General features: G+C 68.3%; 1 pseudogene. It reads left to right on the forward strand.

Features of this window, described 5'->3' with window-relative positions:
• Positions 1-1,355: pseudogene (locus tag AC1DS6_RS42610) on the forward strand (ImcF-related family protein); the annotation flags it as partial.

A 1,355-nucleotide genomic window follows, 5' to 3' on the forward strand; every position in this document is an offset into this window, starting at 1 on the left:
TGGCCTGAATCGCGATCCGGCGGTCCTAGCCGCGCTGTGGAAGCCATACACGCAGGCCAGCCGCGAGTTGCTCGTCGCGCCCGTGCAGCGGGATCTGGAGGCGTCCCTGGTGGATCTCGTGCAACTGCCGACCACGGTGCTGGATGAGGTAACCAATCGGGTGGCGCTGGGTGGCCACCAGGCGCTCAAGTCCTACCTGATGCTGGCCAACCCCGAGCGCGCCGAGCCGGCATTCCTGACCCCGCAACTGGTGCAGCATTGGTCCACCGATGCCCGAATTACCCCGGGCGAGCAGTTGGATCTCTCGGAGCGGCTGCTCAAGTTCCATGCGCAGCACCTGCAGGCCAACCCGGCCTGGCGCATCGAGCCGCGGCCAGAACTGGTCGCCGGCGCACGCCAGACGCTGCTGGCCGTGATCGGGGAGCGCAACGCCGAGGCCACTGTCTACCAGGGCATGATCCAAGCCTTTGGTGAGAACGGTGGCAGCAAGTATCCGGACCAGACCCTGGCGTCCCTGACCGCCGGCACCGATACCCGGGGGCTGGTGCGGACCGCCGCCATCGTTCCCGGCGTCTTTACCCGGCAGGCCTATGAGGACTACGTGGTTCCCGCAATCGAGCAGGCCGCCAAGCGTACGGAAATCGCCAATGACTGGGTGCTGACCGACGGCAAACCGCCACAGGGGCAGCAAACGGCAGCCCGATCGGCCGAATCGCTACAGGCAGCCCTGACCGAGCAATACTTCGCCGATTACGCGGAGCGCTGGCAGGGCTTCATGAACAGCCTGCAATGGGAACCGGCGCCGACCCTGCCGGCTGCGATCGATCAACTCAAGCTGATGGCCGACGCGCGCCAGTCACCGGTGATCGCGCTGATGAAGTCGCTCGAATACCAGGGTGGCGCCGGCGCGCGCAAGGACACGCTGTCCGATACGCTGGTGGCCAAGGCGCAGGACCTGCTGGGCAAGAAGGAGGCCGCACCCGAGGTGGCGAAGCCGGACGCGGCGGGACCGCTCGGAGCGGCCTTTGGCCCGGTGCTGCGGCTGGTGGCACAGGGCCAAGCCGCCGGCGCCAATGCTGGCACCAACGCGGGCACCAACGCGGGCACCAGCGGTGAGCTGAGCCTGCAACGGTTCCTCGACCGCGCAACGGCGCTGCGTCTGCGCCTGCAGCAGGTCAGCAACAGCGCCGATGCCGACGCGCAGGCGCGCTGTTCCAGGGCAAGGGCTCGGAACTCGCCGACACCCAGGCCTATGCCCAACTGATGGCGGCCAGCCTCGGCAGCCAGTGGGCGGGCATGGGCGAGACGCTGTTCGTGCGGCCCATCGCGCAGGCGACGCAGACGGTGCTGCAACC

Source organism: Cupriavidus sp. 05L310 (assembly GCF_056398185.1).